29 protein-coding genes and 2 tRNA genes are annotated in these 19,317 nt (G+C 33.9%); 6 read left to right on the top strand and 25 right to left on the bottom strand.

Annotated features, from left to right (window positions below):
• Positions 1-10: 10 nt before the first annotated feature.
• The 15 genes from N4A45_10435 to N4A45_10505 form a co-directional block, all read right to left on the bottom strand.
• The gene (locus tag N4A45_10435) at positions 11-826 is read right to left on the bottom strand and encodes a hypothetical protein (GenBank protein ID MCT4665639.1); all 816 of its coding nucleotides are present in this window, start codon (positions 824-826) and stop codon (positions 11-13) included.
• A gap of 14 nt (positions 827-840) precedes the next feature.
• A complete protein-coding gene (locus N4A45_10440; GenBank protein ID MCT4665640.1) occupies positions 841-1,599 on the bottom strand; it encodes a hypothetical protein in 759 nt (252 codons plus the stop codon).
• Positions 1,529-2,305: a hypothetical protein gene (locus N4A45_10445; GenBank protein ID MCT4665641.1), complete on the bottom strand. Its 777-nt coding sequence runs from the start codon at positions 2,303-2,305 to the stop codon at positions 1,529-1,531. The genes N4A45_10440 and N4A45_10445 overlap by 71 nt, the downstream gene beginning before the upstream one ends.
• Before the next feature lie 3 nt (positions 2,306-2,308).
• A complete protein-coding gene (locus tag N4A45_10450; GenBank protein MCT4665642.1) occupies positions 2,309-2,593 on the bottom strand; it encodes a hypothetical protein in 285 nt (94 codons plus the stop codon).
• Positions 2,568-2,876 carry a DUF3127 domain-containing protein gene (locus N4A45_10455; GenBank protein ID MCT4665643.1) on the bottom strand — a complete coding sequence of 103 codons (309 nt, stop codon included), beginning with the start codon at positions 2,874-2,876 and terminating at the stop codon, positions 2,568-2,570. Before N4A45_10455 ends, N4A45_10450 begins: the two co-directional genes overlap by 26 nt.
• A gap of 39 nt (positions 2,877-2,915) precedes the next feature.
• On the bottom strand, positions 2,916-3,860 hold the full coding sequence (locus N4A45_10460; GenBank protein MCT4665644.1) for a hypothetical protein: 945 nt from the start codon (positions 3,858-3,860) through the stop codon (positions 2,916-2,918).
• Complete coding sequence (locus N4A45_10465) at positions 3,860-4,729, bottom strand: recombinase RecT (protein ID MCT4665645.1); 870 nt, start codon at positions 4,727-4,729, stop codon at positions 3,860-3,862. Before N4A45_10465 ends, N4A45_10460 begins: the two co-directional genes overlap by 1 nt.
• A gap of 9 nt (positions 4,730-4,738) precedes the next feature.
• Complete coding sequence (locus tag N4A45_10470; GenBank protein ID MCT4665646.1) at positions 4,739-5,758, bottom strand: hypothetical protein; 1,020 nt, start codon at positions 5,756-5,758, stop codon at positions 4,739-4,741.
• A 14-nt stretch (positions 5,759-5,772) separates the two neighbouring features.
• Positions 5,773-6,117, bottom strand: coding sequence for a hypothetical protein (locus tag N4A45_10475; GenBank protein ID MCT4665647.1), 345 nt, complete (start codon positions 6,115-6,117; stop codon positions 5,773-5,775).
• A 1-nt stretch (position 6,118) separates the two neighbouring features.
• Complete coding sequence (locus N4A45_10480) at positions 6,119-6,253, bottom strand: hypothetical protein (protein ID MCT4665648.1); 135 nt, start codon at positions 6,251-6,253, stop codon at positions 6,119-6,121.
• The gene (locus tag N4A45_10485; GenBank protein MCT4665649.1) at positions 6,246-6,608 is read right to left on the bottom strand and encodes a LuxR family transcriptional regulator; all 363 of its coding nucleotides are present in this window, start codon (positions 6,606-6,608) and stop codon (positions 6,246-6,248) included. The genes N4A45_10480 and N4A45_10485 overlap by 8 nt, the downstream gene beginning before the upstream one ends.
• The gene (locus N4A45_10490; protein ID MCT4665650.1) at positions 6,602-6,880 is read right to left on the bottom strand and encodes a hypothetical protein; all 279 of its coding nucleotides are present in this window, start codon (positions 6,878-6,880) and stop codon (positions 6,602-6,604) included. Before N4A45_10490 ends, N4A45_10485 begins: the two co-directional genes overlap by 7 nt.
• Positions 6,870-7,562 carry a hypothetical protein gene (locus tag N4A45_10495; GenBank protein MCT4665651.1) on the bottom strand — a complete coding sequence of 231 codons (693 nt, stop codon included), beginning with the start codon at positions 7,560-7,562 and terminating at the stop codon, positions 6,870-6,872. Before N4A45_10495 ends, N4A45_10490 begins: the two co-directional genes overlap by 11 nt.
• Before the next feature lie 14 nt (positions 7,563-7,576).
• Entirely contained in the window at positions 7,577-7,795 is a 219-nt protein-coding gene (locus N4A45_10500; protein ID MCT4665652.1) for a hypothetical protein, read from the bottom strand.
• Positions 7,796-7,863: 68 nt separating this feature from the next.
• Complete coding sequence (locus N4A45_10505; protein MCT4665653.1) at positions 7,864-8,193, bottom strand: hypothetical protein; 330 nt, start codon at positions 8,191-8,193, stop codon at positions 7,864-7,866.
• 111 nt (positions 8,194-8,304) lie between these two features.
• Here N4A45_10505 and N4A45_10510 point away from each other — a divergent pair, with 111 nt between their 5' ends.
• From N4A45_10510 to N4A45_10535, 6 genes are read left to right on the top strand one after another with little or no spacing between them, the layout of a single operon-like run.
• Positions 8,305-8,982, top strand: coding sequence for a helix-turn-helix domain-containing protein (locus tag N4A45_10510; GenBank protein MCT4665654.1), 678 nt, complete (start codon positions 8,305-8,307; stop codon positions 8,980-8,982).
• A 42-nt stretch (positions 8,983-9,024) separates the two neighbouring features.
• Positions 9,025-10,065, top strand: a complete 1,041-nt coding sequence (locus N4A45_10515) for a type I restriction enzyme HsdR N-terminal domain-containing protein (protein MCT4665655.1) — start codon at positions 9,025-9,027, stop codon at positions 10,063-10,065.
• 8 nt (positions 10,066-10,073) lie between these two features.
• Positions 10,074-10,511 carry a hypothetical protein gene (locus N4A45_10520; GenBank protein MCT4665656.1) on the top strand — a complete coding sequence of 146 codons (438 nt, stop codon included), beginning with the start codon at positions 10,074-10,076 and terminating at the stop codon, positions 10,509-10,511.
• A 25-nt stretch (positions 10,512-10,536) separates the two neighbouring features.
• The gene (locus tag N4A45_10525; GenBank protein ID MCT4665657.1) at positions 10,537-10,758 is read left to right on the top strand and encodes a hypothetical protein; all 222 of its coding nucleotides are present in this window, start codon (positions 10,537-10,539) and stop codon (positions 10,756-10,758) included.
• Between the two features lie 3 nt (positions 10,759-10,761).
• On the top strand, positions 10,762-11,208 hold the full coding sequence (locus N4A45_10530) for a hypothetical protein (GenBank protein ID MCT4665658.1): 447 nt from the start codon (positions 10,762-10,764) through the stop codon (positions 11,206-11,208).
• Positions 11,205-11,561: a hypothetical protein gene (locus N4A45_10535; protein ID MCT4665659.1), complete on the top strand. Its 357-nt coding sequence runs from the start codon at positions 11,205-11,207 to the stop codon at positions 11,559-11,561. The genes N4A45_10530 and N4A45_10535 overlap by 4 nt, the downstream gene beginning before the upstream one ends.
• Here the strand turns inward: N4A45_10535 and N4A45_10540 are convergent.
• The 10 genes from N4A45_10540 to N4A45_10585 all read right to left on the bottom strand — a co-directional run bounded on the left by N4A45_10540 (position 11,539) and on the right by N4A45_10585 (position 19,313).
• Positions 11,539-11,907 carry a hypothetical protein gene (locus N4A45_10540; GenBank protein MCT4665660.1) on the bottom strand — a complete coding sequence of 123 codons (369 nt, stop codon included), beginning with the start codon at positions 11,905-11,907 and terminating at the stop codon, positions 11,539-11,541. The two genes, N4A45_10535 and N4A45_10540, sit on opposite strands and share 23 nt — an antisense overlap.
• On the bottom strand, positions 11,904-12,440 hold the full coding sequence (locus N4A45_10545; GenBank protein MCT4665661.1) for a hypothetical protein: 537 nt from the start codon (positions 12,438-12,440) through the stop codon (positions 11,904-11,906). Before N4A45_10545 ends, N4A45_10540 begins: the two co-directional genes overlap by 4 nt.
• Complete coding sequence (locus N4A45_10550) at positions 12,433-12,903, bottom strand: hypothetical protein (protein MCT4665662.1); 471 nt, start codon at positions 12,901-12,903, stop codon at positions 12,433-12,435. The genes N4A45_10545 and N4A45_10550 overlap by 8 nt, the downstream gene beginning before the upstream one ends.
• Positions 12,904-12,942: 39 nt before the next feature.
• Complete coding sequence (locus N4A45_10555) at positions 12,943-13,401, bottom strand: hypothetical protein (protein MCT4665663.1); 459 nt, start codon at positions 13,399-13,401, stop codon at positions 12,943-12,945.
• Between the two features lie 249 nt (positions 13,402-13,650).
• Complete coding sequence (locus tag N4A45_10560; protein ID MCT4665664.1) at positions 13,651-14,943, bottom strand: tyrosine-type recombinase/integrase; 1,293 nt, start codon at positions 14,941-14,943, stop codon at positions 13,651-13,653.
• Between the two features lie 221 nt (positions 14,944-15,164).
• Positions 15,165-15,249: transfer RNA gene (locus N4A45_10565), tRNA-Leu, on the bottom strand.
• Positions 15,250-15,277: 28 nt separating this feature from the next.
• A tRNA-Leu gene (locus tag N4A45_10570) sits at positions 15,278-15,362 on the bottom strand.
• A gap of 87 nt (positions 15,363-15,449) precedes the next feature.
• The gene (gene mutS, locus N4A45_10575; GenBank protein ID MCT4665665.1) at positions 15,450-18,026 is read right to left on the bottom strand and encodes a DNA mismatch repair protein MutS; all 2,577 of its coding nucleotides are present in this window, start codon (positions 18,024-18,026) and stop codon (positions 15,450-15,452) included.
• A 61-nt stretch (positions 18,027-18,087) separates the two neighbouring features.
• Positions 18,088-18,492, bottom strand: a complete 405-nt coding sequence (locus tag N4A45_10580; protein ID MCT4665666.1) for a DUF4293 domain-containing protein — start codon at positions 18,490-18,492, stop codon at positions 18,088-18,090.
• A gap of 14 nt (positions 18,493-18,506) precedes the next feature.
• Positions 18,507-19,313, bottom strand: coding sequence for a 2,3,4,5-tetrahydropyridine-2,6-dicarboxylate N-succinyltransferase (locus tag N4A45_10585; GenBank protein MCT4665667.1), 807 nt, complete (start codon positions 19,311-19,313; stop codon positions 18,507-18,509).
• Between the last annotated feature and the right edge of the window lie 4 nt (positions 19,314-19,317).

Genomic DNA, 19,317 nt, shown 5'->3' on the forward strand with positions numbered 1-19,317 from the left:
TCGTTTTTGTTTAATTATCTATTAACACACTTGTTATCTTATTTCTCTGCAGAAATATCTTAGCTATTCTTTGATAACCGATAAGTTTAGCATACTCATCCATTGAAATCTGCGTTGTTTCTTTTTTTGAAAAAGAGGAAGCTCTTAACTCCGCATTTGGTGTAGATTTTTCAACCTGTTTTATTTTGTTATGATTTTTTCGCCTATTTTCAATGAAATAGTTTTTATTTTCTTTTTTACTGCTTTTTTCACACTTAGCCCATTCTATTGATTTTCTCCAATTTACAACATGATTCGGATTGTGTTTTTCAACTTCTTGGTACAGCTTCTCAGCCATTTTAATGTTCGGCGTTATTCCTACCCATTCCCATTTTACAGCTCTTCCATGTCCAGTTTTCTTTATTATTCCATTTTTAGATAAGATTAATCCAATAGACGATGCAGGATTATGCTTTTTTATGAAGTTGCTCATCCTAAAATTATCACCCCTCCTATCTATATCTTTTTTGAGTTCCTTTAATTGACTCAAGATACTCACATGTAATTCACTAGTATTTTTCTCTCTAGGATTTCGTGATGAAAATGTTTTAAGCACTAATGCCGCCATGTTTTCGTTTGGATTTCCACCGATCCATTTCCACCCTCCTTTTTCATTTTTTTTTATTATTCCTGCTAATTGTAAAACAACGCTTAAATCTTTTGACACACTGAAATCTGTACTAAATTTAAACATAGAAATGTTTTCATTTAGAGCCATACTTGATTTTAGTACTTTTAGGATTGACTCATATTTTTTTATGTTCTTTTTTGATGCTCTTGTTTCCATAATTGAATTTTTGTTTAGTTTTCGTTTCGCCAAAGCTCTATTAAACTAAGCTCTGCCATTTTTCTTTTAATCTCTTTTTCAGTTGGTTTTGGTTTGCCGAAGTTGAATTTTCGCATAGTTCGGTATTCGTCTTTTACGAGGATTTCCGCTTTTCTTCTGTGTTTTTGCATTTCGTCTTTTCTGCCATGAAAATATTTCCATGTCGAAAGCCAATATTTAAACCAAGCACTAGGCATTTGATTGGTTTTTAGAAATTCTTCCTTAATTTCCTCCGCCCATTCTTCTTCGGATTTAAGCGTAACTGGAAGCTCTTTTTTTGCTTCTTTTACCAGTTGGTCAGGCATTGGTATATTTTGCTCCCGATACTGCCTTTTCTTCCAATTTTGGTATTTCTTTAAAATTTCACCAACATATTCAGCGTTGAAAAGCTGAAAATGGTCGGTTTTACGATCGTATGCGGAATATCTTTCTAATTCAAAGGCTTTGTTTATCTCAAATACTGAAAGTGTCTTATATCGACTTAGAATCATTTTGGATATATCTTGAGCATTTAGGTTGTCGATTTCTTCCTTGATGCCCGAAAGAACGCAAATCCGAGTCATCAGCAATGGCAATATCGATCTTAAAGTCTCTATTGGAGCATCTTTTATCATCTGCTTTGGAGTACTTAAAAACTCTCTATCAGTCATTTGACTTGCTTTATCAAGTACCTCCCAAACCCCATTTGGATGGGTCGGCATTTGCTTCGATAGTGTCAATTGTCTGTCTTCCATAGCGTTGTTGTTTAGTTTCTTTTTCTTTTTTTGCGGAACTTTTTTCTTTTTTTTCCCACTCTTTTTGGCGATTAATCCAGTTACTCACCGCAGATTTCCAGTTTGCCATTTTGTTTTTACCGACCTTCCAGTTGTTAGATTGGTAGAAGTGAAAGAATCTTTCAGCTTGTGTTTTTGAAAACTCGGTATTTTGAGATTTTTCAAAAAAGTAATTTTCGATTTCAGAAAGGGAGGGGGGGGAAAAGGTTTTCCTTTTCTTTTTCTCCTTCTCTACTATTACTTTCTTTAATTCTTTACTTCTTATATTCTTTTCTTTTGTGTTGTCGTTGTGTTGTCGGTGTGTTGCCGATGTGTTGTTTGGTGTGTTATCACCTTCTTTGTGCTTCTTGTTTACTTCTGATTTAGTGACGCTTAAAAGCGATTGTCCTTGTGTTGTTCGCTGTGTTGCGTACCTTTGTTTTATGAGTAATTTCATGAAATTACGTACTTTGGTATTACCCCATTTCCAACGCTTTTCAAGGTATCTGATGCTTACTGGTATTTCTCCTATTTCTAACTCAATAGCTTTGCCGTTTATTAGCTCTGTCGATGCTTCAAATCTTGCTTGTTCTAATAAATCAAGCCAAGCTTCTGCCTTCGAATATACTCGCTCTTCGTTCCAAAATGGACTGTTAAAATACTCTCTATCTAGCTTTACAAATGCCATCTACTACATCAATTCTTTCACTTGCTCCGAAAAAGGTATTTTTTCGATTTTTGTGATTTCTACATTTACTACTCTACTTTGGTGATGTGGTTTGGTTATAAACTCCGCCACCACCTTATCACCCACGCTTATCAATCCAAAGTTTAAGTTCTTTGGTAAAACCGCCGATATCCCTACCGACGGACTGTTCAAAATCAATATTTGTGCATTACCTTTTCGAAACTGGGTAATATCTTGCACAAAGCCTTCTATTTTTAGATTGTTACTCATTAGATTGGCTTTCTTCATGAGATTGCTTTTTAATTTTCCATGCTGAAAGTGTGTGAAACACTTGTTTTGGAGACTCTTGATCCTTCTGCCACTCTCGACCTCGTATTGAAAAATCGATAGAAACTAAATCATCTTTAATATATTCGTTAAGAATATGGACCTTGTCTTGATTAAATTCAAAAGAAAGAATCTGAGGGTATTGTTCATCAGTTTCAATTACAATTTCTCTTTTCTTAAACGTGTCACTCACTTGAATGATTTCGCCTACTCTTAGGACTTTTCCTTTTGCTGTGTAGCTCATAGTTGATAAATAAAATGGTTAATAATTTTTTGGAATCCCTTAGCTTATTTCTTTTTCCAGTTCAAGAATCTGTGGATTTAGATTATTGATCGTTGTTACTGTGTTCATGAACTCTCTTGCTAAAGAGATACATTTGTTTCTTTGCTCGATTCTCGCTTTGTCAAAAGGGTGTGCGATCATGTGTACTCTTTGACTTTCGGGAATCTCTTTGAAGTCGTCAAACCATGTTTTTTCGGCTTGTGATGAATATTCACAAAAAGCATTCAATCCTTTTTCATCAAAAATATGGTTGTAGATAATTTTTTTGACCTCGGGAATGGCTTCATCTCTTACATTACCTTCCATGTTCAAAAGGTTCATTCGATAATCTGCACTTCTTATTTCTTTCTCGATAATTTCGAAAGGTGTATTAACTAAAGTATGAACCAATAACGAATCTTTTAAACCCCATAAATCCATATAACTATCTAATTGTCTTAGATAAATTTCATTTGGCTTGTCTTGGAGTATCTTTGTGAAAGACTGCCACGAATAGGCGGTTTTTAAGTCTATAATTACATCGTTCACTGGTTTGATGTCAATGGCTCCAGTAACCCAATCATTTGTCTTTCTTTCGGTCGAATAAATCAAATATTTCTGCACCACTTTTGAAAGTAAATCCCTTGACTCTTTTTCTTGCTCAATTCCTTTTGTTAAAGCATCGGCATACAAAACTTTTGACCTTCCAAATTTCTCCGCATATACAAGTTCTGATAAGATGGTTTTCTGACCATCAGATAGTTTGTATTTTCGGCTTTTAATCTCTTTGAATTGTAGTTCAATAAGTGTTTCTTTTTGCTTTGTGGTCAACGCTTTTCCGTCTCCCGAAGCTCTTAATTTTTTTAACTTTTCAAGAATTTTGACTTGATTTGCGGTCAATGGTTTAGGTACGGAAATTATTTTCCCAACCATGTGTGATCTGAATTTGTAGTTTGAAAAGTCCATTACTTTATCTCTTTTAGTTTAGCATTGAATATCTCGCTATTCTCTGCTTGTTCTTCTTCTGAAAGACTTGACCATATAGCATCTAAATCCTCTTTTGATTTAGCGTTTGCAATTACGTCCTCCACGTTTTCGATAATAGTTGCTTCTACTTCTTCCGTATTGTCTGGGTAATCAACATTTCCGTCCAAATCATTAACAACCGCTTGATCAGTTACCATAGCTTTCTCCATCTCAATGCTCATTGGAGCATACTTTGAAAGTAGAAGTTTTAATACCGTCTTGGATGCCATGGCTTCAAAGTTATCTTTCCAAACTCCGTCACCTTTTTTGAAAGATTGCGAGTACTTTAAAGCGTGGTTTTCCACATCTTCCAAACTCATGAAAAGGGACTTTGAAAATCCGTTGATTAATTCGAAATAAGCTACATAACCAATAGTTTTAGCTTTGTTTCGCTCCGAGAAATTTTGTTCCCATTTGAATGAGTATTCACCAGTTAGGTAGTCCACCATTTGCAACTCACCTTCTTTTACAGCTGTTACATTTATTGTTTTGAATTTTCCAGACCTTTGAGCCAACTGAATGAATCCTTTGTAACCCAATTGAAATTGTGCTTGCTTTCCATAAGGTACTATGTATGCAAATCCGAGATTCGGGTTGATAGGCAAATCCAAAGTTGCAGCAACCATTGCTGAACTTATGATTGAGTTCTTATCCGCTGTTGCTAATAACTTGTTATTGCTTGTTAGGGTAAGTACAGACGCAATAAAACCTGCCGATTTTTGCCCCAATACCTCTTGAAATTTCTTTTTTAGCGTTTCATTTGAAAACGCTTCTTTTAATGCTAATTTGTTTGTGTTTGTGTTGCTCATAACGTTGTTTTAGTTTAGGTTAATTAATGCTTTAGAATAGTGTTCTTTTAAAGATTCGATACTTTCTGTTAACTCAGTGTAAAAAGCTTTTAAAACCCTATCTTGAAGGATTAGCCCCTCCATGTTGATAGAGTTAATGGCTTCTTGTATTTTTTCTTTTTCGGGCATTAATTTTTTGAGTCTCTCTTTAATCTCTTGCTCTTCTTTTTCTTTTCTAGCTCTTTCCTTGGCGAGTTTTTCAGCTTTTTCTTTGGCTAAACGAATGCTCTCTAAACGCTCTTTTTCAAGTTGAATCTTTCGTTTTTCCTCCTCTATTGCTTTTTTTTCTTTCGCTATTTTTTCATTTTCAATTCGCTGTCTCTCCTCTTCTAATACTCTAAGTCGTCGCTCTTTTTCAAGTTGTAATTTTTTTTGCTCCTCAAACTCCGCTCGTTCTTGTTTTAATTTCTCCGCTTCCAGCTTTCTATTTTCTTCCTCTTGAAGTTGAGTGATTTTGTTTTTGTATTCATTCTCAAGGGATTCTTTAAGAATTAATAATGAAGGACTAAACTCTTGAAAATCAAAATCTGAAACGAAATAATCAGAAATAGTTAAAACTTCTCCGAATGATAATTTTGAAATAGCTTCACCAACTTTTATTTTAATTGATTCAATTTCATTTCTAATTAAATCAACTCTTTCTTTCTCTTTTCTAAGCTTTTCCTCTTTCTCTTTTAGTTTTAATTTTTCATAACGATTGATTTCTTCTTGTTGTTTGGCTTCGTGTGGCTTTGTTATTTCTATCAAACTATCCTTGAAAGCAATAACCCCTTTGCGGAATTCATTTATTTTTTTAGCAATAACCTTATCGCCTTTTTCTACTTCTGTTCTCGCTGTCCTTAATGCGGTTCTTCTCTTCTTTGCTTCTTGAAGGCTTTTTGTATCCGAAATTTCAATAAAAGGGTTTTTATTAACAGTTTCATGTTGCTTTTGTTCCCACTCTTGAAGCTCTTGAATAGTTGATATTTGTGGTAGTTTCAGTTCATTCATAACGTTGTGTAATTTTAGTTTTTATGATTAATAGTTTGGTATATGGTTATGCGGTAAGGTTTACTCTTCTTGTTCACTTCCGTTACCTCCATAGTGTCGTTTACTTGGTTTACTTTAAAAAAAATATCATCATCTCTTATCCACCTATTTACTGTATAAGGTGTTACTCCGAGTTTTTTGGCTAAAGAAATAGGTGAATACTCTTTTGTTTCGCCTTGTTTGGATAGAATGCTTTTTAAAACTTGTGTGTCCTCTTTGAGAGTGTTCAACTCCTTAGATAAAGTTTCCATCCACTCTTTTTGACTATCTAGTAGCCTTTTAAAAAGCTCTCTCTCTTCGCTTGCTTGTAGTATTTCCATTTTAAAGTCTTTCAATCAGTCCGCCTATCCAGTTTAAGGATAGAAATATTAGTAAATAGCCTATCGATACCATCAAGGCTTTTAATCCCATTTTTAAAGGGTTTTTGCGATATTCTTCAAATAGTTCGTTAAGCATTGATAACAAGTTCTGTTTCTTGTTTTCTTCCTCTTCTACTGCTTCTTCTTACTCGCAAAGGGTCTATCTCCGTGAACATTGTTGAGATAACTATCATCAAGAATATTATTGGTAAGAATCCAGTTTTTAAAAACTCCTTGAATTTTGCTTTGTTTTCCTCGCTCATAAACTCCATAGCGATGAATCTCACAATGTCGGCTTTTGTGTATCCGCCTATTTTTTTACGGATATTTCTTGCGTGTACATGAGTGGTACTCGCTTTTTGCCCAAGCTTGTCACAAATTTGTTTTTCAGGCAAACCCTTTGTGATTAATCGTGAAACTTCAATTTCTTTTGGTGTAAGCTTTTCTAACATACCTTTGTTTTTTTGAGATAATTTTTATACTTACGACCTCTGATTTCAAGAGTTTCAGCGTTCGTTGTAGCTTTCTCTATCAAAGCTTGCACAAGGCCCAAATGATAGGCGCGAACTTTTCTTTTTCCATCAACACCTCGCAATAAGATGTTGATTGTTGGAACACTTACCTCAAACTCTTTTGCTATGATTTCCCGATCTTTTGTAGTCAAAAGATCCCTTAGCGTGTACGCTATCTCTCTTGGTATAGCTTGATCTATATTAATTTTCATTTTCGCTTGATTTTAATTGTCCATCTTCAAACCAGTAAAATGTATTTGGCTTGATTTGTACTTCGAGTATTTCACCGCCTACTTTGACTGAATGAATGTTGTTTATAGTCCATTTATGATTGATATATCGCCAATCTGCAACCACAATCCAACCGTTTTTTGCCATCGCTTTAGATTTAACACCTAAGGCTGATGCAATAGCCTCATCCCCAGTAGTAGTGGCGTGAGCTTCATCCCCAGTAGTAGTGGCGTGAGCTTCATCCCCAGTAGTAGTGGCGTGAGCGTAATCCCCAGTAGTAGTGGCGTGAGCGTAATCCCCAGTAGTAGTGGCGTGAGCTTTATACCCAGTAGTAGTGGAAAAGTTGTCTTTAGCCCATTGAACTTTAATTTTTATAAAATCTAACAAGCTAAGTTTTGCTTTTATTCTTAACTTAGACGAAACTGTTTTGTCGCCTTCTTTCTTAACTATTCCAGTCTGTTCAACAACAGCGTAATTACTATTGTTAAATCCGTAATAGTTAGATACATCAAATGGATTTTCACAAGCGTGAAATCCGTTTTCACAAGGAATTACTTCCCCTTCTACTTCATGAGTTTTACCTTCTTCAAATTGATAATCTCGGCATTTATAACCTTTATCAAATGCTTTATAGCTTATTGTTATATTTTCTTTTTTTGACATGATTTAGTTGTTTTTTAGTTGTTGTGTAGAAAAGATTTTAACTCTATGATTGCCGACTCTAAATGGCTGGCAAAATCTCGTAGATACTCTAGCTTATATTGAACTCCTTCTGCTTCATCAGATGATTTCCACTCTTGGGATTTCATTTTAAATTCGGCTTCTGTTTTACTGATGATGATGCTAGTTTCAATAAAATCAGTTTCGTATTGTTTTAGTCTTTGTGTGAACTCCATAACGTTTGTTTTAGTTTTTTAAAAAGGAAGCCTAGCCTCTCAACTAGGCCTCCAAGGGTTGGCTACTATTAAACTGCTTCTTTAAGTTGATTTTGTAACTTTATTTTGTTTGAATTGCTCAATGATAATGCTTCGCAATTTTCGTTTTCGTGCCATCTTAATTCAATATCAGATAACTTGTAATCATCTGCCGTGAACTCTACTTCAAATGAAGCTTCGCAACTAAAATCTTCAAGCTCGATTAAATATTCTTTTTCAAAGAAAAACCCGCTTTTTGATTCATCTAAGTCTCTTTCAGTTATCAACTTATCTAAAGTCCACTCTGTGATTTCTCTTATAATAACTTGTACTATTTCTGTAGTAAGTTCTTTTGTTGTTGTAGGATTTTGTAGTATCATTGTTGTGTTGTTTAGTATTTGATACAAATATACGAACATTTGTTCGTAACACAATAGTATTATTGAACATTTTTGCGTGTTTTTGTTCGTGAAAACCACAACTAACTGATTATGAATGCAAAGGAAATAAAAAAACATAGAGAGGATATGAATCTCACTCAGATTGAGTTTGGTGAGCGGCTTGGTGTCGGTGCAAGGAGTATTCAATATTGGGAAAACGGAACGCGTTCTATTTCTAAAAATGCTTTATTATTATTAAAGCAGATATTAAATGAACAAAAACACGAACAACAAACGAACACTGACTTAACAAACAATCACGGAAATAAATTCAAGGAATTAGATAATGGCAGGTTTTTATTAAAAGTGAATCTTATACCATTTTCCGCACACGCATCATATTTAGAAACATTGGAACAAGGATTAGAACCAGTAGAATTTGAAGAGATTGGTTTTGTAGTAGAAAGGTTTGGAAAAGGGAACTATTTAGGCTTTACAGTTAAAGGTGATAGTATGAATGGTGGAATGCTAAATGACACTCCTGATGGTGCAATGGTTCTTGGTCGAGAGCTAGGCAAACATCATTGGATAGATGGGTTTAATTCATCCGATTATGGATGGATCATCATTTGCGAACAAGGAATCTTTCATAAAGATATCACCCACCTTAATAAAGATAAAGGTACTATTACGTGCCACAGCAGAAATAAGTCTCCAGAATATTCAGATTTTGAACTAGAGCTGAACAAAGTGAAACAGATTTTTAAAGTTATTAAGCGGACATACTGATAATAATGCTTGATGACAATAAATAACGAATAAATTATAATTATGGAACTAAAACAAAAACTAAACAACCTTCACGAAAGGGTTGACAACTTAAAGGCACAGATTACAACGGAAGAAGCAACTAAAAACGCATTCGTAATGCCTTTTCTTCAAATTTTAGGTTATGATATCTTTAATCCTATTGAGGTCGTGCCTGAGTTTACAGCAGATTTAGGAACAAAAAAAGGCGAAAAGGTTGATTATGCCATCATGAAAGATGGACAACCAATAATAATAATTGAGTGCAAGCATTGGAAAGAGAAACTAGACTCTCACGCCTCACAATTACATAGGTATTTCAATGTTACTAAATCAAGGTTTGCAATTCTAACAAATGGAGTTAAGTATGAATTTTACACTGACTTAGAAAAGTCTAACATAATGGATTCTAAGCCATTTTTAGAAATCAACCTAGATAAATTAAAAGACAATAACGTAAAACAATTGATTAAGTTTCAGAAAGAAAACTATAATCAAAACGATATCTTAAATTCAGCAAGTTCGTTAAAGTACATTAAAGCTCTTAGGGTTGAATTTGAAAAAGAACTGGAAAGTCCATCAGATGAATTAACAAAAATTCTTGTAAAACGATTTTTTGATGGGAAACTAAACAGTAATAGGCTTGAAAACTTTAAAGAATATTTAGCATCAGCAATAAAATCATCTATTAATGACACTATAAATAACAGACTTCATAAAGCTTTATCAACACAAGCAGAGAAGGAAGAAGAAATATCTATTGAAGATAGTAAAATAAACACCACTGAAGAAGAGCTTGAAGGCTTTCAAATAGTAAAAGCAATACTTAGACAAAAAATATCATCAAACCAAATAGCTCATCGAGATACTCAGTCTTATTTTGGAATTCTTTTTGAGGACAATAATAGAAAGCCTATTTGCCGACTATATGTAGAAGGAGAAAGGAAGCGTATTGGTTTGTTTGATGAAGACAAGAAGGAAATTAAACATGATATTGATTCAATAGAAGATATTTATAAGTTCTCAGAACTGCTGCTAGCTACTACTGAAATGTACACAAAATAAATCCATCTATGAAAAAACTACTTACACTACTATTACTACCCATTTTATTCATTTCTTGCAGTAAAGAAATCGGAGAAGGAGAGTTGAAATTTTACGCCAAAGGATGGGGTGATATTACAATGACATTTATTGACGATAAAGGGTTTTATAAAACAAAAACCGTTGTTTTAGAGAAGACCAAGAACGAAGAAACAAAAGAATATGAATTTGATGATGTTGTAACTAAATTTACAGTTAAGGAGGAAGGTCAGTACACTTTTAATATAAGAGGAAATAGTGCTAAAACTGCAACAGGTCATCCTATTATAATAAATGGTGATACTCTTTTCTATCCTGTTGCAATAAATGAAATGCGAATCGAATTTAATGGTGAGGTTTTAGTGACCAAGAAAGATATTGATTTGACTGGTAAATCTGTTCAGATATCGGCTGATATTACTGAGTGATAAATAATTTATAAACAACTATATTATGAGACAAGAACAAATTAACAACTTAACAAACATGGAGGAAGTTATCGCTTTTTTAAGCCCAGAAGATGACCAATTATACCCTACCATAGAGGAAATTAGTGCGGTTGAAAGACGAATTGCAAAAGCTAAGATTGAGCCTATTGATGCAATTCAAGGCACTAAGTACAAGTTCGCAATAAATCATGCTAAAGACATTGCTAACAAGCATAAAAAGAACTGAAATATGGACAATCGTAAATTTAATTTAAACTGCATCAAAGACTTAGTTAATGTGAAATATGGAGATTTTCAAGGTTTTATTGAAGTAGACCAGTTTCCAAATGAACTAAAGAAAATTTGTGCAGATAAAGGTGTTGACTATTCTAAATATCACTTTTTGGGATTAATCGGGCACGATGAGTCAAACTATGACCACAGCAATAGTTCTATCACTTGCCAAGCTTTATTTATTAGTAAAAATTTCGGTAGGAATTTTGATGAAATTGAAAAAACCATTAAACTAAATGATGGTATTACAGCAGTTAACACAGTTACTGTTGAAGTTTCTTATTCGGTTTTATTTAAATATATAAAAAGAATAAGTTTTGGATTAATATCCCCTTTGTCAAAATCTATTACAAAACTAGATATAAGTAAGATGCCAACTAATGATCTAAATACCGAATTATGAAGGATGCGGAAATGTATAAACTCTCGATGAGTTACGAGCTTTTCATTCGTAATGCATACAGTACGTACAGTACAGATAAACATGGAGCTCACAATCACTTTATGCTCAATTTAATGAAAATGGAGAACGGTACCAAGCTCTATGGATTAAATCTATCAAAGCAATTAGAGATTGTGAAGAAGCATATTTCAAACGCTTTATTGAAATACTCAAAAACACATCCTTTCTCTTCAAATACTCAGTTTTTTCTAAAGATGAACGATAAAATCCCATTTTGTGCGTCTTCGGTCTCCTTAATGGAGATAGTCGAAATTTCATTGGATAAAGTCATTACGATAAGGGATGCAAAATAAGGTCAATATCCTTTTTTCTATCCAACCAAACACGAATATGAACAAAAGGACTATTTAGTATTTCATCTTTGTAAATGCTAAGGGTATTACCCTGTTTTAAGGCTTCCCTAACCCTTTTGGAGTCTTTCCATGAAATCTTTCCAACTACCTCGATATCGTGTAAAATATACACGTGTTCGCCTATTGTTTTTAAGGAAAAATTATTTTCATATTGGTCGATTTGACCAATAATAGGAACTTCTAAGCCAAGAAGAGTTTTATGCCTTACAGATTTAGAAGCTTTGACTTCCCAAATGATATAGAAAGTCAAAGTTAGTAGTGTAGGTATGATTAATATGTAGATCATTTAACCCTCCATACTCTTCTTGTGTTATCCGACCATTTTTTGGTTATAAATTTTCCGCTTGGAAATGAATTAATTTGATTCCTAACTGTTGGGTGTTCATCTGTCGGATACTGGTAGCTTTGCCCTATTGCTAAATTTGATAGCAAAGCTAAATGTTGAGATGATTTTGAACTTCTATCAAGGATAGGTATGTCATCATCAATATGACTAAAATCAAAGTATTTATCTAGGTTTTTAGAGTTTTCAAGCTTGGTTCTTTTTTTAATTAAATTACGTTTTTTATTTACTGCTGAATATGTTCTACCAGTTCTTCTTGCTATTTCCGAAATTGGCATATCAGATTTCAAAAACTCTAATTCCTCTTTAGTCCAAGCTTGATTTTTTCGCTTGGTGAGACCGAGCTCTTTAGCTTTTAGTCGAATTGAATTATCCGATCTGTCGAACTCTTTTTTTAGTTCAGAAAATGGTGTTTCTCCGTAATTTTCACGCAAATAGTTTATCTCTACTTCACTCCATTCTTTATTTTTAGCCATTTTGGTTATTTATTTTATCAAATATATGAATAATACCTTTTTCTATGAATTTCTTCCTAGAAGCATTTGCGTACGATGCTAGTGAGGAATAGCCAAAATATGAAGCAATATCCGTATCCGTAATATTAAGTGCTTTCTTTACCTCCTTAATGGTAGTGGTTGTCTCTACTGCTATTTCCTCCACGGCATACTTTAGCTCGCCATGTTGGTTAAGAAGGTCCAACAACTGTTCTAAGCCCATTTCATTAATCTTAAAAGAAGCAATAGTGACTAATTTTGCTTGATGCAAATTTTCATCAATGCTATGAACATTGTCGGGTAAACCTTTCGTTAAACGGCTATCCCTACGCTTTCTCTTAGCTTCTTGCCTCAAGTGCTCTAACACTTCTTTCCTACTTCCTTTAAATGAGTAGTATTTTGGGCTTGTAAATTTTGGGTTGTATATTCCTAATAGGTTTTTCATGTTATTTGTTTTATGTTGTTATTTACTTATTCTTTTACTCTACATCAAAGCATCTAGCCTATGTTGTTGAAAATCTGCTAAAATAGGGCTATCATAAGATCCTTTTGTTGGGTCTAAATCGTGGTATTTTCTTAAATTATCTTCGGTATTTTGAAGTCCTTCCGAAATTGCTAAACGTGAAATTATTCCTTTGATTCCTTTAGTTGTTATGAAAACGATTTTTTCATTTTCCACCCTATTCAATAAAGAAGTCATCGCTTCTTTTAGGTTTAAAAATCCCTTGTAATTGGTCTTGTTCTTCATTAGCCAAATAATAAGCCCCTTGAGCTCCACTAAATGCTCTTTATTAATGAAATTACCTTTTTCGAATGCTCTTTGTTCTGAAAGCTTTGAAGATAAGCCTTGAACTTTGTAATAAGTTTTCTTGTCTTCTGCTTTAAGTTGCTTCAAGGTTCTTCCTGCTTTTAGTTCGTTGATTTGTTGTTGTAAAGTTGTCATCGTTGTTTAGTTTTAAATGATTACACCACAAATATAATCATATACTTATATATGACAAAGAAAAAAGGAAATATTATTAAGTGTTTACTTATTTTTTTACCTTCAGCTATTTTTTTGTACTTTTGAAGAGTTATTTAACATGTCTTACTGTATTGAGAAATGAATAAATTCATTTCTCAACAAGGATTATTCCGTTGAAAACTCATTTAAAGCGGCTTTCGGGTCGCTTTTTTACAATATCATCAAACATCACTCATTTTCTACATTATCGTCGAATTTATTTTGATAGTAAGACTCCCAATGCTTCATCAATTTTTCTGCGTGTTCTTTTGGAGTTACTTTAATGTATTTTAGAAAATTCTTCTCCGTTGTATGCCCCGTAATTTTCATAATGGATAGGGTAGGGAAATTCATCAAGTACATATTAGTCGCAAATGACCTTCTGCAGGTGTGAGACGTTACAAGTTCGTATTTTGGATAAAATCCTTTCTTTTTACGCCAAACACCTTTTGATACTTCTATTTTTTTTGATCCTTTTATTTCCTCAGTAAATCCAGCAATTTTGCAAATCTGCTTTATGTATTTGTTGAATTTTTGGGACGATACCACTTTAGGCATTCCGTGTTCTTCCAAATAGGCTTTAATATGATGGTGTATAGGTATTACAACAGATATATCATGATGCTTAGTTTTCTGCGGAGATACTTCAATATACTTGTCTTCTGCTGATAGATTAATGGTCAATAAATCTTGCACCCGTAAACCAGTCCATAAACCGATAATTAGCCAACCTTGATAATTCATTAAGTGGGGTTCGTTTGATAAATCCAATTTTGCAACGATGTCAATTTCCTCTTCACTTAACACAATAGCTTCTGCAGTCTCTTCCATTGAAGTAAACTCTTTTGTCTTGTAATCTACATGAACTTTGTATTTATAATGTTTATCTGCTATTCCTAATAGTTGTTTACAAATTTTCAAAAATCCCCCAATAGTATTATACATATACTCTTGGTCTTGGCTCCAATAAGCGTACAGATCATTGTAGGTATCCATATCAAAATCACTTAACAGAACCTTTCTCTTATAATCTCGCTCAAATTCACTCACTCTATTTGCTGTCTGCTTGAACTTCTTGATCAAATTTTCCGAATAGATTTGTTTTGTGTTTGGATTTATAGTTTTGGGAGCATCTATCAAAAATTCTTGGACAAAGTCGTAAAATCTTAAATCTGCTGTTTTGGATCGTTTGTTTTTAAACTGAATATCTAAATGACTCTTTAAATCTTGTATGGTTATTTTCTTTTTGTCAATTTCAGCATGGTAAATGAAATCTTCAATAGCATGTTCCATTTCGTCCAATTTTCTTGAAATAATCGCCAAGTCATTTCTCCCTCTTTGGCGAAATGGTCGGAAGCTTTCGGGATTCCACTCGTCTACTTGAATGGAAATACCAGTTGAATAAACGAATCTTTGCTTATTAATACTCTTACGAATACTTATGCTTGATTTCGCTTTCTTTTTCGTTAATAAATAAAACATAGCGTTGCAGTTTAGTTTGGTCAAATTTATAGTATAAATCACTTTAGTAACCAAAATAGTAACAAAAAAAGTTCTAAAAGTTCTAAAATAGCAACATTAGGCAAGCTTTTAGATTTATGAAATATCGCAAAAAACCCTTTAAAACGCACTAAATAGCTTGTTTTGGTGGTTTTTAGACACAAAAAAAGAACCTATACGCTTTGTATAGGTTCTTGGGGTTGTACCTGAGACGGGACTTGAACCCGTACGACCACGATGGTCACAGGATTTTAAGTCCTGCGTGTCTACCAATTCCACCACTCAGGCATTTGCCGTTGCAAATGTTTTTTTATTGTACCTTGGACGGGACTTGAACCCGTACGACCACGATGGTCACAGGATTTTAAGTCCTGCGTGTCTACCAATTCCACCACCAAGGCATCCTTATTTCAAATCGCTCAACTCTCATTGAGCGGTTGCAAATATAAGATAGTTTTTGCAAAATTCTATTGAAAAATTCAATAAAATCAATCCATACCTATCATTTTTTTAATTTGATTGAGTTTCATTAAGGCTTCAATGGGGGTAAGTGAATTAATGTCAATATTTTCCAATTCCTCCTTAATGTTCATCAAACTGGGATCGTCAAGTTGAAAAAAGCTTAATTGTACCCCATTTTCCATTTTTTGATTATTGGATAATAAAGATTTGTTTGCCTCTTTAGATCTCGAAGATTCTAGTTCTGCCAATATCGTATTGGCTCTTTTGATTAAAGATTTTGGCATTCCTGCCATCTTTGCTACATGAATTCCAAAACTGTGTTCACTTCCTCCAGGTTTTAGTTTTCGGATAAAGACAATTTTTTGATCTGCTTCTTTTACCGCAACATTGTAATTTTTGATTCTTGCGAACTGCTCACTCATTTCGTTTAACTCATGGTAATGCGTTGCAAAAAGTGTTTTGGCCTTTGAGGAATGCTTATGAAGGTACTCCGCAATTGCCCAAGCAATAGAGATTCCATCATAAGTAGAAGTTCCTCTTCCTATTTCATCTAGAAGCACTAAACTTCTATCCGATAGATTATTCAAAATAGAAGCCGTTTCATTCATTTCTACCATAAAAGTAGATTCTCCATGAGAAATATTATCAGAAGCTCCAACTCTTGTGAAAATTTTGTCCACCACTCCTATTTCGGCAGATTCTGCGGGTACAAAACAACCTATTTGAGCCATTAGGACTATAAGAGCTGTTTGGCGCAATAATGCCGATTTACCTGACATATTTGGTCCTGTAATCATTATTATTTGCTGCTCTTCTCTATCCAAGAAAATACTATTTGAGATATATGTTTCTCCCAAAGGAAGATGTTTTTCAATTACCGGGTGGCGTCCTTCTTTAATATCGATATGATATTCCTCAGAAATTTTAGGCTTTTGATATTCGTTTTGCGAAGCCAAATCTGCAAAACAAAGTAAAACATCTATTTCAGCTATCGCTAAAGCATTTCTTTGGATAATATCAATATAAGTGGAGAGAAACACCAATACTTGATCAAAAAGTTGTTTTTCTAACTCTTCAATTTTGGCTTGAGAAGCCAAAATCTTCGCCTCCAACTCTTTGAGTTCTTCCGTAATATAACGCTCAGCAGAAACCAAAGTCTGTTTTCTAATCCATTCTTCAGGAACTTTTGCTTTATGCGTATTTCTTACTTCTAGATAATATCCAAATACATTATTATAACCAATCTTTAATTTTGCTATTTGAGTGCGTTCGGCTTCTCTTTCGCATATTTGATTGAGATGTTCTTGAGCATTTTCAGCAATTTGACGATATTCATCTAATTCTGGATGAACTCCTGGCTGAATAACAACACCTTTACCAAGCATTACGGGAGCATCCTCCACAATTTTCTGCTCGATTTCCGATATCAGTTTTTCACAAGAATGTATGTTTGAAGCACGCTTTTTAAGTGCATCACTGGTAGAATTTTCAGCAAGAGTTTTAATGGGACTCATTTGTTTCAATGAGTTTTTTAGCAAAATAATTTCTCTTGGCGAAATCCTTGCCGTGGATATTTTAGAAGCCAATCTTTCTATATCCCCTATTTGCTGTATACTATGGCAAACTTGTTCTTTTACTTCCAAATCCCCTAAAAAATAATCGACAACTTCTTGTCTATTTTCTATGGCAGTTTTTTCTTTTAAAGGAAATGCTAACCAACGCTTGAGCATCCTAGACCCCATAACACCTTTACATTGATCCAAAATATCAATTAAGGTAATGGCATCGGGATTGTGGGAATGAAAAAGCTCTAGATTTCTAATGGTAAAACGATCCATCCAAAGAAAATCATCGGAATCTATCCTTTGAATATTCTGGATATGTTTACTTTTTTGATGCTGGGTTTCTTCTAAATAATGTAGAATCGCTCCAGCTGCAGTAATTGCCAGATTTTGTTTTTCTAATCCAAAACCTTTAAGAGAATTTATTCCAAAATGAGCACGTAACTTATCAATGGCATAATCGTAGGTGAATGCCCAATCCTCCATTCTATAGGAATAAAATTGATCTTTAAGAAGATGTTCAAAAGTTTCCTTATACTGTTTTTGGTAAACGATCTCAGAGGGTTGAAAACTTTGCACCAGTTTATCAATATATTCTAATGAACCCTCTGAAGCATAGAACTCCCCAGTACTAATATCCAAAAAAGAAATCCCTGCTTGATCTTTCGAAAAATGAATAGATGCCAAATAGTTATTATTTTTAGCATCATAGGTTTGATCGTTATAGGAAACACCTGGAGTAACAAGTTCTGTAACGCCTCTTTTTACAATTTTTTTGGTCTTTTTAGGATCTTCAAGTTGTTCACATATTGCCACACGCTTTCCTGCTCTTACCAGTTTAGGAAGATAGGTATTGAGTGAATGATGAGGAAAACCTGCCAATTCTTCATTAGAACCTCCATTGGATCTTTTGGTGAGTACAATTCCTAAAATTTTAGAAGCCTCTATAGCATCTTTACCAAAGGTTTCGTAAAAATCTCCAACTCTAAAAAGCAATACTGCATCGGGGTATTTAGCCTTTATTTGATTGTATTGTTTCATCAAAGGCGTAACCTTAGGAGTCTTTTGGGTGTTCTTTTTTGCCAAAATAATGTGTTGTTATTTATCGAATTCGATCAACAGAATCTACTAATTCTTTGTCCTTTTTAATATTTTTCTTTGCAAAAGTGATCAGGATAAAGGAAAGTGCAATGGCATAAACTCCAAAACCTAATCCTTCGTATTGATCTCCTATTTTATCAAAACCGTATGCCAATCCTCCAAAAGAAAGTAAAACCATTACTTGATTTACACTACAAAGGTTGATTTGTAATTTACGATTTTTGAACAATAAAATTGTTATTAAGCTCACCAACATACTCAATAAAGGAGCTCCAAATATTAGATAATCTCCATGAGCAAAAGCTTTTCCTCCATCTACTAAATTAGCGTAAGGGAAAACAAAAACAAAAAGTGATGTCATAAAGATGGACATCAAAAGGTAAACAGATTGTACTCTTTGTATCATTTGGATATTTTTTTTTAAACAGAAACAGAATAATCTCTTAATGCATCATTAAGGCTGGTTTTTTTATCGGTACTTTCTTTTCTTTGCCCGATAATCAATGCGCAAGGAACTTGAAATTCTCCCGCAGGAAATTTCTTGGTATAAGAACCAGGAATAACCACTGATCTTGGAGGAACGATCCCTTTATACTCTTTTGGCTCGTCTCCAGAAACATCAATAATTTTGGTACTTGCGGTTAAGACTACATTAGCCCCTAAAACGGCTTCTTTTCCTATTCTAACTCCTTCTACCACTATAGATCTTGATCCTATAAAAGCATCGTCTTCTATAATTACAGGAGCTGCTTGAAGTGGTTCTAATACACCTCCTATTCCTACACCGCCACTAAGGTGAACATTTTTTCCTATTTGAGCACAAGATCCTACCGTTGCCCATGTATCCACCATGGTTCCAGAATCCACGTAAGCTCCAATATTTACATAAGAAGGCATCATAATTACTCCCTTGGCAAGAAATGCTCCATGACGTGCAATTGCATGAGGAACCACACGCACACCAAGCTCGGCATAGTTCTTTTTCAAAGGAATTTTATCATGAAATTCAAAAGGCTCTACTTCTATCGTCTCCATCTTTTGGATTGGAAAATACATAACCACCGCCTTTTTCACCCATTCATTCACTTGCCAACCATCATTTGTTAGTTCTGCAATTCTCAAAAGCCCTTTATCCAGTTGTTCTACAACTTCTCTGATGGTATTTTGTACGTCTTCTTCTTGGAGTAATGCTCTGTTATCCCAAGCTCTTTCTATAATTTCTCTCATGTTC

This window comes from Flavobacteriales bacterium, from assembly GCA_025210805.1.
Taxonomy (GTDB): Bacteria; Bacteroidota; Bacteroidia; order Flavobacteriales; family CAJXXR01; genus JAOAQX01.

Bases quoted from the DNA above. Each gene is read 5' to 3' on its own strand.
- N4A45_10490 (MCT4665650.1), bottom strand. From the start codon at position 6,880: ATGAAAATTAATATAGATCAAGCTATACCAAGAGAGATAGCGTACACG.
- N4A45_10510 (MCT4665654.1), top strand. From the start codon at position 8,305: ATGAATGCAAAGGAAATAAAAAAACATAGAGAGGATATGAATCTCACT.
- N4A45_10435 (MCT4665639.1), bottom strand. From the start codon at position 826: ATGGAAACAAGAGCATCAAAAAAGAACATAAAAAAATATGAGTCAATC.
- N4A45_10530 (MCT4665658.1), top strand. From the start codon at position 10,762: ATGGACAATCGTAAATTTAATTTAAACTGCATCAAAGACTTAGTTAAT.
- N4A45_10450 (MCT4665642.1), bottom strand. From the start codon at position 2,593: ATGAAGAAAGCCAATCTAATGAGTAACAATCTAAAAATAGAAGGCTTT.
- N4A45_10520 (MCT4665656.1), top strand. From the start codon at position 10,074: ATGAAAAAACTACTTACACTACTATTACTACCCATTTTATTCATTTCT.
- N4A45_10465 (MCT4665645.1), bottom strand. From the start codon at position 4,729: ATGAGCAACACAAACACAAACAAATTAGCATTAAAAGAAGCGTTTTCA.
- N4A45_10470 (MCT4665646.1), bottom strand. From the start codon at position 5,758: ATGAATGAACTGAAACTACCACAAATATCAACTATTCAAGAGCTTCAA.
- N4A45_10495 (MCT4665651.1), bottom strand. From the start codon at position 7,562: ATGTCAAAAAAAGAAAATATAACAATAAGCTATAAAGCATTTGATAAA.
- N4A45_10555 (MCT4665663.1), bottom strand. From the start codon at position 13,401: ATGACAACTTTACAACAACAAATCAACGAACTAAAAGCAGGAAGAACC.
- N4A45_10545 (MCT4665661.1), bottom strand. From the start codon at position 12,440: ATGGCTAAAAATAAAGAATGGAGTGAAGTAGAGATAAACTATTTGCGT.
- N4A45_10485 (MCT4665649.1), bottom strand. From the start codon at position 6,608: ATGTTAGAAAAGCTTACACCAAAAGAAATTGAAGTTTCACGATTAATC.
- N4A45_10540 (MCT4665660.1), bottom strand. From the start codon at position 11,907: ATGATCTACATATTAATCATACCTACACTACTAACTTTGACTTTCTAT.
- N4A45_10585 (MCT4665667.1), bottom strand. From the start codon at position 19,313: ATGAGAGAAATTATAGAAAGAGCTTGGGATAACAGAGCATTACTCCAA.
- N4A45_10580 (MCT4665666.1), bottom strand. From the start codon at position 18,492: ATGATACAAAGAGTACAATCTGTTTACCTTTTGATGTCCATCTTTATG.
- N4A45_10515 (MCT4665655.1), top strand. From the start codon at position 9,025: ATGGAACTAAAACAAAAACTAAACAACCTTCACGAAAGGGTTGACAAC.
- N4A45_10455 (MCT4665643.1), bottom strand. From the start codon at position 2,876: ATGAGCTACACAGCAAAAGGAAAAGTCCTAAGAGTAGGCGAAATCATT.
- N4A45_10475 (MCT4665647.1), bottom strand. From the start codon at position 6,117: ATGGAAATACTACAAGCAAGCGAAGAGAGAGAGCTTTTTAAAAGGCTA.
- N4A45_10560 (MCT4665664.1), bottom strand. From the start codon at position 14,943: ATGTTTTATTTATTAACGAAAAAGAAAGCGAAATCAAGCATAAGTATT.
- N4A45_10460 (MCT4665644.1), bottom strand. From the start codon at position 3,860: ATGGACTTTTCAAACTACAAATTCAGATCACACATGGTTGGGAAAATA.
- N4A45_10505 (MCT4665653.1), bottom strand. From the start codon at position 8,193: ATGATACTACAAAATCCTACAACAACAAAAGAACTTACTACAGAAATA.
- N4A45_10550 (MCT4665662.1), bottom strand. From the start codon at position 12,903: ATGAAAAACCTATTAGGAATATACAACCCAAAATTTACAAGCCCAAAA.
- N4A45_10445 (MCT4665641.1), bottom strand. From the start codon at position 2,305: ATGGCATTTGTAAAGCTAGATAGAGAGTATTTTAACAGTCCATTTTGG.
- N4A45_10525 (MCT4665657.1), top strand. From the start codon at position 10,537: ATGAGACAAGAACAAATTAACAACTTAACAAACATGGAGGAAGTTATC.
- N4A45_10480 (MCT4665648.1), bottom strand. From the start codon at position 6,253: ATGCTTAACGAACTATTTGAAGAATATCGCAAAAACCCTTTAAAAATG.
- mutS (MCT4665665.1), bottom strand. From the start codon at position 18,026: ATGAAACAATACAATCAAATAAAGGCTAAATACCCCGATGCAGTATTG.
- N4A45_10440 (MCT4665640.1), bottom strand. From the start codon at position 1,599: ATGGAAGACAGACAATTGACACTATCGAAGCAAATGCCGACCCATCCA.
- N4A45_10535 (MCT4665659.1), top strand. From the start codon at position 11,205: ATGAAGGATGCGGAAATGTATAAACTCTCGATGAGTTACGAGCTTTTC.
- N4A45_10500 (MCT4665652.1), bottom strand. From the start codon at position 7,795: ATGGAGTTCACACAAAGACTAAAACAATACGAAACTGATTTTATTGAA.